We start from the raw sequence: 14,688 nt of genomic DNA on the forward strand, positions 1-14,688 counted from the left end.
CGGAAGATAGTCGAGAAGGCTCGCGGTCTGGCTGAAGAACAGCGGCAGGTACTGCTCCAGGCCGGGCGAGGGGATGCCCTTGAGGGCATCCACATAGAGCGGGCACTGGCGCGGGTCGACGTCGAACAGCGTCTCGAAGCCCTCGCGGAAGCAGGCGATGGCACTGCGCGACAGCGAGTATTCATGGGCGGGCAGCAGCTCCACCCGTTCGACCCGATCCTGGCTGCGCTGGGTGTCCGGGTCGAAGTGGCGCAGGGTGTCGATCTCGTCGTCGAACAGGTCGATGCGCAGCGGCGCCTCGGCGCCCATGGGGAAGAGGTCGATCAGGGCGCCGCGCAGGGCGTATTCGCCGGGTTCATAGACCGTCTCCACCGCCCGATAGCCGGCTCGCGACAGGGCGTCGCGAAATCCTTCGCGGTCCAGGACCTGGCCGGTTTCCAGCGTCATCACGCGCCCGGCGATGTAGTCCACCGGCGGCAAGCGCTGCATCAGGGTATTCATGGCCGCCAGTACGATGCCGTGCTCGCCGTCCTGCAGCCGGCGCAGGGTGCGCAGCCGCGCCGAGACGATGTCCTGGTGCGGCGAGAAGCTGTCGTAGGGCAGCGTCTCCCAGTCGGGAAAGGGCAGCACCGGCAGGTGGCCATAGAAACCCAGATCACTCTCCAGGCGCTGGGCCGTGGCGGTATCGGGCGTGATTACCAGCAGCGGGGCATCCTCGGCCAGGTGGGCCAGGGCCAGGGCGGAGGCACTGCCCGGCGGCGTCTGCCAGTAGAGAATGTCGCGCAGCCCCTGGGGGCGAGGCGGGTCGAGCGGCGAGAAGTTCGGCATGCTATCGGTTACCCAACCGTGGTCGTGAGCGGCGTACAGAGATGCGTGCATGATACCAGCCTCGCGGCCGGCCTGTAGTCAGCGGCGGCTTTCTGTAAATCGCCTACAGCGAGTGCGACCATCCTGCGATTGCCCCGGCAGGTGCCACCCCGGATAATGCACGGGAATCCTACCCCCTGTTCTCACCAAGGAGAGGTCACCCGTGAGTCAGCAAGCCCTCGATAGCGTCTTTCAGGAATGGCACGACAACCAGGCGATCGCCGAGCAGATGATCCCCATGATCGGCCGCCTCTACCGCCACAACAACGTGGTGGTGACCATGTTCGGGCGGTCGCTGTTCAACCGCAGCGTGATCCGCATCCTCAAGGATCACCGCTACGTGCGCAAGATCGAGGGAACCGAGCTTTCCGTGCAGGACACCTTTCCGCTGGTCAAGGCGATGACCGAGCTCAACCTGGGGCCGGCGCATGTCGACGTGGGCAAGCTCGGCGTGGCCTACAAGGCGCAAGGCGGCGACCCGGTGGCCTTCCTGCGGGACGAGCTGGCCGAGATCGTCGATGGCAATGATCCGGCCGGCCACAACGGCCAGTCCAAGGACGTGGTGCTCTACGGCTTCGGCCGTATCGGCCGTATCCTGGCGCGCGTGCTGGTCGAGAAGGCCGGCGGCGGCAACCTGCTGCGTCTGCGCGCCATCGTGGTGCGCGGCCGGGGGGATATCGCCAAGGACCTGGAGAAGCGCGCCAGCCTGCTGCGCCGCGATTCGGTGCATGGCCCCTTCAACGGCACCATCAGCGTGGATGCCGAGGCGCGTACCATCACCGCCAACGGCAACGTCATCCGGGTGATCTATGCCGATTCGCCCACCGAGATCGACTATACCGCCTACGGCATCGATAACGCCGTGGTGGTCGACAACACCGGTATCTGGCGCGACGAGGCTGGCCTGGGCCAGCACATCCAGTGCCAGGGCGTGGCCAAGGCGATCCTCACCGCCCCGGGCAAGGGCAACATCGCCAACATCGTCTACGGCATCAACCACCAGGACATCGGCGAGGAGGATCGCATCCTCTCCGCGGCCTCGTGCACCACCAATGCCATCGTGCCGGTGCTCAAGGTGCTCAACGACACGTTCGGCGTCGAGCACGGCCACGTCGAGACCGTGCACTCCTACACCAACGACCAGAACCTGATCGACAACTACCACAAGGGCGACCGCCGCGGCCGCAGCGCCCCGCTCAACATGGTGCTGACCGAGACCGGCGCCGCCAAGGCGGTGGCCAAGGCGCTGCCGGAGTTTGATGGCAAGCTGACCGGCAACGCCATCCGCGTGCCGACGCCCAACGTCTCCATGGCGATCCTCAACCTGCGCCTGGAGAAGGAGACCGACGCCGAGGCGCTCAACGACTTCCTGCGCCGCATGTCGCTGGACTCGCCCTACCAGAAGCAGATCGACTACGTCGACTCGACCGAGGTGGTCTCCACCGACTTCGTCGGCAACCGTCATGCCGGCATCGTCGATGCCAAGGCGACCATCGCCAACGGCAAGAATGCCGTGGTCTATGTCTGGTACGACAACGAGTTCGGCTACAGCTGCCAGGTGATCCGCATCCTGCAGCACGTCTCCAACGTGCACTTCCTCAAGCTCCCGCACGTCAAGGGGTAAGGCCCTTCGGGCAGCGCCAAGCGCCCTTCGGGTAGCACCGAGCAGCCAAGCGCCGAGCCGCCAAGCTGACCCGTGACAGGCGGGTGTCGCTGAAGAGATAGATCAGGAACCCTCACGGAGCGACTCCGATGGGGGTTCTTGCTTTTGCTGATGTAGTCGGCACAACCTCGCTTGGCAGCTTGGCAGCTTGGCAGCTTGGCAGCTTGGCAGCTTGGCAGCTTGGCCGCTTGGCCGCTTGGCCGCTTTGCGACCATAGGTCAGGTGGTCATCCCTTACGCTTGTCTTTATAATACGGTGGATTTTTCGGGGTGGTTCGAGCGCGTCTCGAGCCTGACTGGTAACGTACTGAAAACAGAAGAATTCGAATCCATTCGAACCCCTTTCTTCATCTATCCGATCCATCAACTGGGCGAGACTATGATCGAAGTCAAGAAAGGCCTGGATCTCCCCATCGCGGGGGAGCCGGAGGCGCGCATCGAGGATGCGCGACCGGTGCGCCATGTGGCTGTCCTGGGCACCGACTATGTCGGCATGAAGCCGACCATGGAGGTCCGTGAGGGGGACAGGGTCAAGCTGGGTCAGCTGCTCTTCACCGACAAGAAGACCGATGGGGTGCGGTTCACGGCGCCGGCGGCCGGTGAGATCGTCGCCATCAACCGCGGCGAGAAGCGCAAGCTGCTCTCGGTGGTCATCAAGGTCGACGAGACCGAGGAGGCCGAAGAGTTCACCGCCCATGGCCGTGACAAGCTCGAGAGCCTCGAGCGCCAAACCGTCGTTGACCAGCTGGTCGAATCCGGGCTCTGGACCGCGCTGCGCACCCGTCCCTTCTCGCGCACGCCGGCCATCGACAGTTCACCCACCGATATCTTCGTCACGGCCATCGATACCCACCCGCTGGCCGCGGACCCTGCCGATATCATCAACGAGCAGGCCCAGGCCTTCGAAGACGGGCTCAAGGTGCTCGCCCACCTGACCGAAGGCAAGGTCTACCTCTGCACGGCCCCGGATGCCCGTATTCCGGGGACCGACGTCAAGGGCGTGCAGCACGAGACCTTCGCCGGCCCGCATCCCGCCGGTCTGGTCGGCACCCATATCCATTACCTCTCGCCCGTGGCCCTGCACAAGCGCGTCTGGCACATCGGCTACCAGGACGTCATCGCCGTCGGCAAGTTGTTCGCCGAGGGCAAGCTGGACGTCCAGCGCGTGATCGCCGTGGGCGGCCCGCGTGCCGAGAATCCTCGCCTGCTGCGTACCCGCATCGGGGCCAGTAGCGAGGAACTGCTGGCCGGCGAAATTGCCGACCCGGAAGGCACACGCGTCATCTCGGGCTCGGTGTTTGCCGGTGCCATCTGCGAGGGCAGTCTGCGTTACCTGGGGCGTTTCCATCACCAGGTGAGCCTGCTCGAGGAGGGCAACAAGCGCGTCTTCATGGGCTGGATGTCGCCCGGCAAGAACCGCCACTCCGTGATGGGCATCTACCTGTCGAAGATCACCGGTCTGCACCACTACGCACCGACCACCTCGACCAATGGGTCGGAGCGCGCCATGGTGCCGGTAGGGGCGTACGAGCAGGTCATGCCGCTGGATATCCTGCCCACTCAGCTGCTGCGCTTGCTGATCGTCGGCGATATCGAGACGGCGATGCAGCTCGGCTGCCTGGAGCTGGATGAAGAGGACCTGGCGCTGTGCACCTACGTGTGCCCCGGCAAGTACGAGTACGGTCCCATCCTGCGTGACAACCTCACCATGATCGAGAAAGAGGCCTGATGATGGGTATCCGACAGACACTCGATAATCTCGAGCCCCACTTCCACAAGGGGGGCAAGTACGAGAAGTTCTATCCCCTCTATGAAGCGGTAGACACCATTTTCTACGCCCCGCCCGACGTGGCCAAGACCACGGCCCACGTGCGTGACGGCGTCGACCTCAAGCGCATCATGATCACCGTCTGGCTGTGTACCTTCCCGGCGATGTTGTTCGGCATGTGGAACGCCGGCTGGCAGACCAACATGGCCGTCGCCGAGGGCTTCAGTTCCATGGGTGGCTGGCGCGAAGCGATCATGATGACGCTGGCCGGCGGTCATGATCCGGGCAGCCTGTGGGCCAACTTCGTGCTGGGCGCCACCTACTTCCTGCCGATCTACCTGGTGACCTTCGTGGTCGGCGGCTTCTGGGAAGTGCTGTTCGCCATCAAGCGCGGCCACGAGGTCAACGAGGGCTTCTTCGTCACCTCCGTGCTCTATGCCCTGATCCTGCCCGCCACCATCCCGCTGTGGCAGGTGGCACTGGGGATCACCTTCGGCGTGGTGATCGGCAAGGAGATCTTCGGCGGTACCGGCAAGAACTTCCTCAACCCGGCGCTGACCGGTCGTGCCTTCCTCTACTTCGCCTATCCGGCGCAGATCTCCGGTGATTCGATCTGGGTGGCAGCCGATGGCTACAGCGGGGCAACCGCGCTCTCCCTCGCCTTCCAGGACGGCATGGCAGCCCTCTCCAGCCAGTTCAGCTGGTGGGACGCCTTCCTCGGCTTCGTACCCGGCTCCGTGGGCGAAACCTCGACCCTGGCGATCCTGATCGGTGCGATCGTGCTGCTGTGGACCAGGATCGCCTCCTGGCGGATCGTGCTCGGCGTCTTCCTGGGCATGGTCGCGACCAGTGCGCTCTTCAATCTGGTCGGCTCCGACAGCAACCCGATGTTCGCCATGCCCTGGTACTGGCACCTGGTGGTGGGTGGCTTCGCCTTCGGCATGGTGTTCATGGCCACTGATCCGGTCTCCGCCTCCATGACCAACCCGGGCCGCCTGATCTTCGGCGCGCTCATCGGCGTCATGACGGTGCTGATCCGCGTCGTCAACCCGGCGTTTCCCGAAGGCATCATGCTGGCGATCCTCTTCGCCAACCTGTTCGCCCCGTTGATCGACAACTTCTTTGTACAGGCCAACATCAAGCGCCGCATGCAGCGCACCGGTGTGCCGGCCGAGGAGACTGCCTGATGGCACAGAGCAACAACTCCATCAAGAAGATCCTGACGGTGGCGTTCGCACTGAGTCTCGTGTGTTCGATCATCGTCTCCACTGCAGCGGTGTCGCTGCGTGCGAAGCAGCAGTTCAACCAGGAACTGGATCGCAAGACCAACATCCTCAACGTGGCCAATCTCTTCGAGCCTGGCATGGACGTGAACGCGACCTTCGAGTCGGCCATCACGCCGCGGGTGGTGGATCTGCGCACCGGTGAGTACACCGACGAGTTCGACCCCTCGACCTATGAGGGCTTCCAGGCGCGTCGTGACCCGGCAGCGTCCCGGACCCTCTCCGGGGAGAAGGACATCGCCGGCCTGACCCGTCAGGAGAACTACAGCACCGTCTACCTGGTGGGCAATCCCGACGACCCCGAGCAGATCGTCCTGCCGATCCGCGGCCAGGGGCTGTGGGGGCTGATGCGCGGCTTCCTCTCCGTGGAAGGCGACGGCAACACCATCGTCGGTATCACCTACTACGAGCACGCCGAGACGCCCGGGCTGGGGGGCGAGGTCAACAACCCGCGCTGGCAGGCCCAGTGGGAAGGCAAGGAGATCTTCGACGAGCAGGGCGAGGTCGCGCCCGCGATCAGCCTGGTCAAGGGCGGCGCCGACCAGAAGACCGAGGTCGACGCCCTCTCCGGGGCCACCCTGACCAGTCGTGGCGTGACCAACATGCTGCAGTTCTGGCTGAGCCCGGAAGGCTTCGGTAACTATCTGGCCCGGTTCCGTGAAGGGACCGACCAGGACGAGGTCCAAGGCACCGACGTCGAACTCGAGAGTGAAGGAGCCTGATCATGTCTGCTGCGAACGCAAAGAGCGTCCTGACGACGCCGATCTTCAAGAATAACCCCATCGCCCTGCAGATACTGGGTATCTGTTCGGCCCTGGCGGTAACCACCAGCATGAGCGTCTCGCTGGTCATGACGCTGGCGGTGATCTTCGTGACCGCCTTTTCCAACCTGTTCGTGTCGCTGATCCGTCACCATATCCCCTCCGCTATCCGCATCATCGTGCAGATGACCATCATCGCCTCGCTGGTCATCGTGGTGGACCAGATCCTCAAGGCCTACGCCTACGAGATGTCCAAGCAGCTCTCGGTGTTCGTCGGCCTGATCATCACCAACTGCATCGTGATGGGGCGTGCCGAAGGCTTCGCCATGACCAACACGCCGGGAATGTCCTTCCTGGACGGCATCGGCAACGGCCTCGGCTACGGCTTGATCCTGATGACGGTGGGCTTCTTCCGCGAGCTGTTCGGCTCCGGCAGCGTGTTCGGCTTCACCGTGCTGCAGCCGGTGCAGGATGGCGGCTGGTACGTGCCCAACGGCCTGCTGCTGCTGCCGCCGTCGGCGTTCTTCATCATCGGCCTGATCATCTGGGTGCTGCGTAGCGTCAACCCGGAGCAGATCGAGGAGAACGAGTTCAAGATGAAGGAAAACACCCAGCCGAAGGAGGCCGTGTAACATGGAACACTATATCAGCCTGTTCGTCGCCTCGGTCTTCGTCGAGAACATGGCCCTGGCCTTCTTCCTGGGCATGTGTACCTTCATGGCGGTGTCCAAGAAGATCTCCTCGGCCTTTGGCCTGGGCATTGCGGTTATCGTGGTGCTGGGCGTCACCGTGCCGGTCAACAACCTGGTCTACACCTTCCTGCTGCAGGAAGGGGCCCTGGCCTGGACCGGGATCAGCGGTGCCGAGAACATCGACCTGTCGTTCCTCGGCTACCTGAGCTACATCGGCGTCATCGCCGCCCTGGTGCAGATCATGGAGATGTTCCTCGACAAGTACGTGCCCACGCTCTACAACGCCCTGGGCGTGTTCCTGCCGCTGATCACCGTGAACTGCGCCATCCTGGGTGGCGTGCTGTTCATGGTCGAGCGTAACTACAACTTCGGTGAGTCCGTGGTCTATGGCGTGGGCGCCGGCACCGGCTGGGCGCTGGCCATCACCGCGCTGGCCGGCATTCGCGAGAAGCTCAAGTACAGCGATGTTCCCGACTCCCTGCAGGGGCTGGGCATCACCTTCATCACGGTGGGGCTGATGTCGCTGGGCTTCATGTCCTTCTCCGGCATCCAGCTCTGAGGCAGGTCGTGCTCTCCCGGCGGCCGTGTGCGTCGCCGGGGTCCAGGCAACGTCAAGCAATAGGAACCCGACATGGTTGATACAACAGTCATCTTGCTCGGTGTGGTCATGTTCACCGTGGTCGTCATCGGCCTGGTTCTGGTGATCCTGGCTGCCCGCAGCAAGCTCGTCAGCACCGGGGATGTGACCATCGAGGTCAATGGCGACCCCGAACACTCCCTTTCCACCCAGGCCGGCGGCAAGCTGCTCAACACCCTGGCCGCCAACGGCATCTTCCTCTCCTCCGCCTGCGGCGGCGGGGGCTCCTGCGCCCAGTGCAAGTGCCGCGTGGAGGAGGGCGGTGGCGCCATCCTGCCCACCGAGGAGTCCCACTTCACCCTGCGCGAGAAGAAGGAGGGCTGGCGCCTCTCCTGCCAGGTGCCGGTGAAGCAGGACATGAAGATCGAGGTCCCGGAAGAGGTCTTCGGCGTCAAGCAGTGGGAATGCGAGGTCATCGACAACCCCAACGTCGCCACCTTCATCAAGGAGCTCAACCTCAAGCTGCCCGAGGGCGAGGAAGTGGCCTTCCGTGCCGGCGGCTATGTGCAGCTGGTGGCACCGCCCTATGACGTCTCCTTCAAGGATTTCGACATCGAGGAGGAGTACCGGGGCGACTGGGAGAAGTTCGGCCTCTTCAATATCTCCCACAAGAGCAACGAGGAAGTCATCCGCGCCTACTCCATGGCGAACTATCCGGAAGAGAAGGGCATCCTCAAGTTCAACATCCGTATCGCCACACCGCCGCCCAACACCGACTACCCGCCGGGGCTGATGTCCACCTACGTCTTCAGCCTCAAGCCGGGTGACAAGGTCACCGTGATGGGGCCCTTCGGCGAGTTCTTCGCCAGGGACACCGACGCCGAGATGGTGTTCATCGGCGGCGGGGCCGGCATGGCGCCGATGCGCAGCCACATCTTCGACCAGCTCAAGCGGCTCAAGACCGACCGCAAGATCACCTTCTGGTACGGGGCGCGCTCCTGGCGCGAGACCTTCTACAACGAGGAGTACGACAAGCTGGCCGAGGAGTTCCCCAACTTCGAGTGGCACCTGGCGCTCTCCGACCCGCAACCCGAGGACAACTGGGATGGGCCGACCGGCTTCATTCACAATGTCCTCTATGACATGTACCTCAAGGACCATCCGGCCCCCGAGGACTGCGAGTACTACATGTGCGGACCGCCCATGATGAACGCCTCTGCGATCAAGCTGTTGACCGACATGGGCGTGGAACCCGAGAACATCCTGCTGGACGACTTCGGCGGCTGATCTCGATCGCCGCAAGGCGAACCCCGGGCCGGCCGCAAGGCCGGCCCCTTTGGTTCTGCTGCCCGACATGCCGACCGACATGCGGAGAGTGGCCTGTCGGCATCTCAGGCACCAGATCTTCCTGCACGGTGGGCACGGTGGACCTTGAGCGATCCCGTGTTGTCATACGGGCAGGACGGTTGACCCTTTTCCGTTACCGAGGAGCGACGCAATGACAATCTACCTGGTGGTATTCGCGTTCATGCTGTTGATCATGGCCGCCATGGCCGTCGGCGTGATCATGGGGCGCAAGCCCATCGCTGGCTCCTGCGGCGGCCTCAACCAGCTCGGCATGAAGGAGGGGTGCGAGATCTGTGGTGGCAAGGACGAGGTCTGCGAGGAGGAAAACCGCAAGCAGGCCAGCGCGCGCCGCCGCAGCGACGAGAGCCGCGGTGTCGATCTGGGGTATGACGCCACCCGGCGGTAACGTTCCACTCGGGGGTCCACTCTGGGGTCAGACCCTTAAGCGGCCTTTGGCATGGAATGCCAAAGGCCGCTTAAGGGTCTGACCCCGTTCTGATGATGTGGCCCCGTTCTGATATGAGCAGGTGCCGCGCCCTTGGGGTCTGACCCCGTTGCCTCTTGTTGCGCCAACTCTCTGATATTACTGAACAATCAACAACATGGGGGTCAGACCCCAAGGGCTACGCTGAGCTATCGGGCACCCACCAACAATCTTCGGCATGGCCGGGGTCTGACCCCATCTCAGACCCCGTCCTAGGCCACCCCGTCCTAGGCCTAAGTGCTACTGCCAGGTGCGGTCGTATTCTTCCCAATAGCGGCCGAGATCACGCTCTTCGGTCAGGTCGTAGAGGTTGTGGCGACGATCGAGGCGTGCGCCGCCGTCACGGGTCAGGGGGCGCCAGTCGATCCGGGCCCGGTCGCGGCTGGAGCGGGTGAACAAGGCATCGAAGGGGATCGACAGGTAGAGGCCCTTGTCGAAGCCGCCCTCGCCGAAGGCCTCGTCGGCATCGGTCCAGGTGCCCCAGGCACCCACGCGCACCCCGGAGTCGAACTCCCGCGAGAGGTCCAGGGTGGTGCCCACGTCGCCGGCCAGATAGCGGCCCACGCTGACCTGGGCCAGGATATCCTCGAGACCGGTATCCACATAGGCCGTGGCATGGCCCGTCCAGGTGTCGTAGTCGCGCAGCCCGAAGCCCTGGTCGAAGTCGCGCTGGCGCACCCAGTTGGCGTCCACGCCCAGTGCCAGCGGGCTGTTGAAGGGGCGGTAGAGCAGCTCGCCGCCGGCGCCGGCAAACATCATCTCCAGCAGGCCGCCATAGCCCATGGCATACCAGTCGTCGCCCAGCTTGGCGGTGCGGGTGTACTGCAGGTTTTCCACGCCCAGGCTGGATTCGGAGAGGTAATCGCCGATGAAGGTGCGCACGCGCGGCAGGTCGGAGTCGGCGATGTATTCGTAGTTGTCCAGGTTGTCCAGCGCCGTCCAGGCCAGCTCGCCGCTGAACCAGCCGTTGGCATCGGTACGATACTCGGCGCTGAGCACCGCCATCAGGCGATACAGATAGCCGTCCGGCCCGCCGAAGTTCTGGTCCAGGCGCGGGCCCAGCTGCCAGCTGAAGCCGCGCGGCGTGTCCTCGTAGAGCACCTCGCCCGTGGCCGATTCGGTTGCGTCCAGCCGGGCGTGGGCGTAGAGGCTATGCAGATGCTGGGATTCGTCGGCCTCCCGGGTGGCGGCGGCCACGAAGGCCTCGCGGGGATGCACGTCCTCGCGCAGCCCCATGCCGCGGTTCTCCCAGCGGAACTGGAACTGCTCCACCTGGTCATCGGCCTGGGCGTGCAGGATACGGCCCGCGCGGCCCTCGCTGGTCTGCAGGTGGCGGTACTGGACGGGTTCGGCCTGCACCTGCAGCGCCTCGCCCTCCTGGCGGATGCGGGTCACGCGCATGCCCGCATTGTCTTCCATCTCCCTGGCCGCCGCCGTCCAGCTCTCGCGCGGCGCGGCATTGATGTCGGCCGGGGCGGGGTCGCGCTTCACCTGGCTCAACCCGGCCAGGTCGATGTTGTACGTGAGGCCGGCCATGGCCGTGTTGCCGCGCTGCCAGCCGGTGCGCAGCTCGAAGTTGTCGGTCACCGCCAGGCGCGCGCCCAGGTTCACGCGGCTATCCTGTTCCTCATCGCTGCCCAGGGGTTCATTGTCGTAGTCGTTGCCCTCGACCTCCAGCTGCAGCACCAGCGGGTCCCAGGGGGTCTGGTACTCCACCCCGCCGAACAGCGCCACCGGCCCCCGGAACAGGGAATCCAGGGCGAACTCGCCGCCCTGGCTACCGCCGGTCTGATCGGGGCGGTCGTCGAAGCGCTCATCGATCCAGCCCAGCGGGGCGTCGATATCCGCGGCATTGCCCAGGTAGCCCCAGCCCAGCCCCAGCGTGACATCCAGGTCGCCCCAGCGCTTGGTCGCCGCCAGGTACTCGGCGCCGAACAGGGTGGTACCGCCGACGTCGCGGAACCCCAGCGCCACCTGCGGCCAGAGGCGGGTCTCCTCGAGCAGGCGAACCTTCATGTCGAAGCCCTTGTCGAGGTATCGATCAAATAATGCGTCGCCCTTGTCTTCCACCTCCGCATAGCGGAAGCCGCCCTCGAACCACGAAAGCGGCTGGAAGAAGACGTTATAGCGGCGATAGGGCGAGGTGCGGTTCCCGCTCACGCTCATGGTGCCCTCCGGCGCCATGCGCGCCGTGGGCGTCTGCATCAGCCCCACGCCGCCGAAATCGCTCTGCCCCGTGCCCAGCTCGCCGGCCAGGCCATCGGCGAGGGCGGGCATGGATGCCAGGAACAAGGAACAAGGCAGAAGGAACAAGGCACCCCTTGACCCCTTGATCCCTTGATCCCTTGTCACGTGCCGCTTGTCACTCATCCCTTGATCCCTTTTGGCGTTGTTGCTTGTCATGGTTTCCTTGACCCCTTGACCCCTTGACCCCTTGACCCCTTGACCCCTTGACCCTTCACTTCTCGCTGAGCGCGCACTCATCCCCCGGCAGCCGTGTGGCCAGGAAAGCCGGCAACCGCTCATTGACCCAGCCGGCTTCCTCCACGGTGCCGGGGAAGGGCATCGCGGCCCTCAGGCCCTGGTTCTCGGGAAGGCCGAGCACCACGCGGCTGCCGGCCGCCAGCGGGGTCGCGTCGCGGTTCCAGCGGGCGGCGCCGCGGGGCTCAACGTCGCCCACCGGGGTCACCACCGCGGCGCGTGAAACGCCCTGGCGGGCCGCATTCGGCAGGGCCGCCAGGGCCCCCGGCAGCGTCAGGCCCGGCTGCCAGGCCAGGCGGGTAATGCCGCGATAGTGCCATAGCTCCACCCAGCTCGGCGGCTCGCACAGGCCCCAGCGGGCCACGTCGCGCATGGCCAGGTCGCGGCGCAGGTTGGCCGCAATCCAGGGCAGGTCGTGGCGGCCCGGGGTGCGAGATCGTTCGCTATCGGCATTGGCCACGCGGGCGCGCCATGCGGCGAGCCCGTGTCCCAGCCCACCGGCACCCGACAGCCGGGCGCTGGCCACCAGGGTGTCCAGCTCGGCCTGCAGGCGCGCCTGGCGGGCGGGCAGGGCGTCCCGGGTGGCCTCTCGCAGCACCACGGCATGGCTCCAGCTCGCCGGCCCCTGGTGCTGGCGCAGGGTCGTCAGCCAGGCGTCACTGAGCGAGCCCGTTGCCTGGGCCAGGGCCGCCCCCGGCAGCAGCGCAAGTGTTACCATGGCCAGGCGCCGTATCGTCACCACCATGCGCGTGCCACCTCCCATTCCAGGGCCGGGCCGCTCGGCCAGGGCATCACCTTGGCGGCCCACAGGCGTCGGTCGTCGGGGGAGCGGTAGTAGTGGGAGACGCTCTGCGTCCCGTTGCCCCACTGCACCACTTCCCGGCAGGCCTCCAGTGCTCGCTCGCCCATCGGCAGCAGGCGCTGCGTGGCGCTGCCGCAGGTCAGCTCGGCCCGGCCCCGTGCCGTCACCATGTCACCACCGGGCAGCTGCCAGTGGCTCTCCACCCGGTAGCGCAGCGGGGTGGCCTGCCGCCAGGGCACCAGCGAGGCCGAGTCGCTGCCAGGCTCGGCCTCCAGCGGCTGGTAGCGCAGGCTCAGCAGGTCCTGGCCCAGGCCGGCCGTGGCGGCCAGCCCCTCCTGATAGAGCGCCAGGGACCCATCGTTGCCGGTGGGCCACAGGGTGGTGCCGCCGGCTTCGGCCCCCAGCACCACCAGCCCGCTGCGATCCTCGGTGCTGAGCACCAGGCTGGCATAGGGCAGGGATGCGGCGCGCTGGGCGGCCGGCGCCTCGCCGGAGAGCCCCGGCATTGCCGCCCGCAAGGAATCGCCCAGCGGCGATACGCCGCCGCCGGCACAGCCGCTCAAGAGCAGGGCGGTACCGGCGGCGAGCATGCCCAGGCGAAGGGGAGCGATCGCGCTGCCGTGCGGGGGCATGGCGAACCGCTCAGTTGGTGCCGGAGGTGGAGCTGCCGTCGGACACGGCAACCGCCACGCCGATGACCGCCACGCCGCCGATGACCCCCAGCGTGGCAGCAGAGAGGCCCGTGGCCTGCTGCAGGCCGGCCGCGAAGCCCTGGGGCTGGCTCTGCGCGGTCACATTGCCACCATTGCCCGGGCTCATGTTCTGGTTCTGGTTCTCGGGGGCGTCGCCCTGGGCCATGGCCAGCGGCGTGGTCAGCAGGCCGGCGATGGCGATCAGCGCCGTGGTCGTCTTGAGTGCGCGCATCTTCAACTCCTGATTTTGCGAGAAATGATCTGACATCATTTACGTCATCTGCATGGTAGCTTATTGCTTATCGAGGAGCGACCCTGTAGTGCCGACACCTGCCCGGAAAATGCAGGGAGCGGGCAAGCTAAGTCAACCTCGTTGATAATGTAACGCATTGATAACAAAGTAACTGTTGCGGAAGGGGCTATGGCGTACACCGTGTAAGCGATCGCCTACACGCAACCGCTCTGGCGCTCTGGGCGGCTAGGCATCCCCGGGGATTGCCGGTACACTTTTGCCACTCAATTGCACGGCATCACCCCATCACGACAACCCATCGTTGAGAAGAAAGGCCTCGAGGACTCGCCTATGACATCTCGGGGCGGTAGCGTGTCCAGACGAACCTCCTGATGAGAGACTGCATCATGTGCCAATCTAAACGGTTCCTCGCGGCCCTGGGGGTTGCCTCCCTCGGGCTATTGGGCGGTTGCTCGCTCGCGCCGGGCAGCCATATGGACTACCAGACCGAGACGGCCCCCATCGATGAACTGGTGGATATCGAGCCGGTCACGCCCGGCCTGCTGGCCAGCTGGCAGTCGCCCCAGGGCGGCCAGCCGATCAGCGCCGACCTGCAGGCGAAGCTGGAGAGCTACGAATATCGCGTCGGCCCCGGCGATGTGCTCAGCATCATCGTCTACGACCATCCCGAGCTCACCAACCCCGGCGGGACCGATCGCAGTGCCGCCGAGGTGGGTAACCTCGTGCAGGCCAACGGGACCTTCTTCTACCCCTACATCGGTCGGGTCCACGCCCAGGGCAAGACCCTGGACCAGATCCGCAGCGAACTGACCCGCCGGCTGGCCACCTATATTACCGAGCCCCAGGTGGAAGTCAGCGTGGCCGACTTCAACGCCAAGAAGGTCTACCTCAGCGGCGAGGTCAGCGAGCCCAAGACCCTGCCCATCACCAGCGTGCCACTGACCCTGGTCGACGCCATCAGCCAGGTGGGCAGCGCCAACCCCGGCGCCAACTGGCACTCCGTGTTTCTCAACCGCAAC

13 protein-coding genes and 1 pseudogene are annotated in these 14,688 nt (G+C 65.3%); 9 read left to right on the forward strand and 5 right to left on the reverse strand.

The window, feature by feature from the left end:
* Positions 1 to 828: pseudogene (locus RI841_RS07405) on the reverse strand (transcription-repair coupling factor); the annotation flags it as partial.
* Positions 829 to 1,030: 202 nt separating this feature from the next.
* On the opposite strand from RI841_RS07405, the gene RI841_RS07410 reads away from it, so the two are divergent.
* The 8 genes from RI841_RS07410 to nqrM all read left to right on the forward strand — a co-directional run bounded on the left by RI841_RS07410 (position 1,031) and on the right by nqrM (position 9,363).
* Positions 1,031 to 2,491: a glyceraldehyde-3-phosphate dehydrogenase gene (locus RI841_RS07410; protein ID WP_310704954.1), complete on the forward strand. Its 1,461-nt coding sequence runs from the start codon at positions 1,031 to 1,033 to the stop codon at positions 2,489 to 2,491.
* Positions 2,492 to 2,908: 417 nt separating this feature from the next.
* A complete protein-coding gene (locus RI841_RS07415) occupies positions 2,909 to 4,258 on the forward strand; it encodes a Na(+)-translocating NADH-quinone reductase subunit A (protein ID WP_310704955.1) in 1,350 nt (449 codons plus the stop codon).
* Positions 4,258 to 5,484 carry an NADH:ubiquinone reductase (Na(+)-transporting) subunit B gene (locus RI841_RS07420; RefSeq protein ID WP_310704957.1) on the forward strand — a complete coding sequence of 409 codons (1,227 nt, stop codon included), beginning with the start codon at positions 4,258 to 4,260 and terminating at the stop codon, positions 5,482 to 5,484. Before RI841_RS07415 ends, RI841_RS07420 begins: the two co-directional genes overlap by 1 nt.
* The gene (locus tag RI841_RS07425) at positions 5,484 to 6,302 is read left to right on the forward strand and encodes a Na(+)-translocating NADH-quinone reductase subunit C (RefSeq protein WP_310704958.1); all 819 of its coding nucleotides are present in this window, start codon (positions 5,484 to 5,486) and stop codon (positions 6,300 to 6,302) included. The genes RI841_RS07420 and RI841_RS07425 overlap by 1 nt, the downstream gene beginning before the upstream one ends.
* Positions 6,303 to 6,304: 2 nt before the next feature.
* The gene (locus RI841_RS07430; protein ID WP_310704960.1) at positions 6,305 to 6,973 is read left to right on the forward strand and encodes an NADH:ubiquinone reductase (Na(+)-transporting) subunit D; all 669 of its coding nucleotides are present in this window, start codon (positions 6,305 to 6,307) and stop codon (positions 6,971 to 6,973) included.
* Position 6,974: 1 nt separating this feature from the next.
* On the forward strand, positions 6,975 to 7,592 hold the full coding sequence (gene nqrE, locus RI841_RS07435; protein ID WP_310704962.1) for an NADH:ubiquinone reductase (Na(+)-transporting) subunit E: 618 nt from the start codon (positions 6,975 to 6,977) through the stop codon (positions 7,590 to 7,592).
* Positions 7,593 to 7,664: 72 nt separating this feature from the next.
* Positions 7,665 to 8,897: an NADH:ubiquinone reductase (Na(+)-transporting) subunit F gene (gene nqrF, locus RI841_RS07440; protein WP_310704964.1), complete on the forward strand. Its 1,233-nt coding sequence runs from the start codon at positions 7,665 to 7,667 to the stop codon at positions 8,895 to 8,897.
* A gap of 211 nt (positions 8,898 to 9,108) precedes the next feature.
* On the forward strand, positions 9,109 to 9,363 hold the full coding sequence (gene nqrM / locus RI841_RS07445; RefSeq protein WP_310704965.1) for a (Na+)-NQR maturation NqrM: 255 nt from the start codon (positions 9,109 to 9,111) through the stop codon (positions 9,361 to 9,363).
* A 318-nt stretch (positions 9,364 to 9,681) separates the two neighbouring features.
* On the opposite strand, the gene RI841_RS07450 is transcribed toward nqrM, so the two are convergent.
* The 4 genes from RI841_RS07450 to RI841_RS07465 form a co-directional block, all read right to left on the reverse strand.
* Entirely contained in the window at positions 9,682 to 11,718 is a 2,037-nt protein-coding gene (locus tag RI841_RS07450) for a YjbH domain-containing protein (protein WP_310704967.1), read from the reverse strand.
* A 181-nt stretch (positions 11,719 to 11,899) separates the two neighbouring features.
* Positions 11,900 to 12,667 (reverse strand): hypothetical protein, encoded by a 768-nt coding sequence (locus tag RI841_RS07455; RefSeq protein WP_310704968.1) that lies wholly within the window; start codon positions 12,665 to 12,667, stop codon positions 11,900 to 11,902.
* A complete protein-coding gene (locus RI841_RS07460; protein ID WP_310704969.1) occupies positions 12,658 to 13,356 on the reverse strand; it encodes a YjbF family lipoprotein in 699 nt (232 codons plus the stop codon). The genes RI841_RS07455 and RI841_RS07460 overlap by 10 nt, the downstream gene beginning before the upstream one ends.
* 10 nt (positions 13,357 to 13,366) lie before the next feature.
* Entirely contained in the window at positions 13,367 to 13,648 is a 282-nt protein-coding gene (locus RI841_RS07465; RefSeq protein WP_310704970.1) for a hypothetical protein, read from the reverse strand.
* A gap of 494 nt (positions 13,649 to 14,142) precedes the next feature.
* On the opposite strand from RI841_RS07465, the gene RI841_RS07470 reads away from it, so the two are divergent.
* On the forward strand, positions 14,143 to 14,688 hold a 546-nt coding region (locus tag RI841_RS07470; RefSeq protein ID WP_310704971.1), incomplete at its 3' end, for a polysaccharide biosynthesis/export family protein.

Source organism: Halomonas sp. (assembly GCF_031581305.1).
GTDB lineage: Bacteria > Pseudomonadota > Gammaproteobacteria > Pseudomonadales > Halomonadaceae > Halomonas.